This window comes from Pseudomonas sp. SBT1-2 (genome assembly GCF_028640875.1).
Lineage (GTDB): Bacteria > Pseudomonadota > Gammaproteobacteria > Pseudomonadales > Pseudomonadaceae > Aquipseudomonas > Aquipseudomonas chlororaphis_I.
Genome location: NZ_JAQZAA010000038.1, coordinates 1 through 265 on the forward strand (window position 1 = coordinate 1; position 265 = coordinate 265).

The following is a 265-nucleotide window of genomic DNA, read 5'->3' on the forward strand; positions in this document are numbered from 1 at the left end:
AGCTACGTCGCCGACACCACCGGCGATGCCATTGGCCAAGCCGTCTTCATCGACGGTACCAGCCTCGGCGGCTCCGGCCGCCGTTGGCGTGTCGTCATCGATGGTGATCACCAGTTTCTCGGCGGCGGCCGTCACCGTGTCACCGTCCTTGTCGGTAGCTTGCAGCAAGGTACCCAGGTTAAGGGTGATGTCGTTTTCATCATTGCCGGCTGGATGGTCCAGCGGCTGCAGCAGGCTGAAGCTGTAGGCACCCGCGGCGCTAAGG

Annotated in this window: 1 pseudogene; it reads right to left on the bottom strand. The window is 63.4% G+C overall.

From position 1 onward, the window contains the following. A pseudogene (locus tag PVZ78_RS03730) lies at positions 1–265 on the bottom strand (hypothetical protein); the annotation flags it as partial.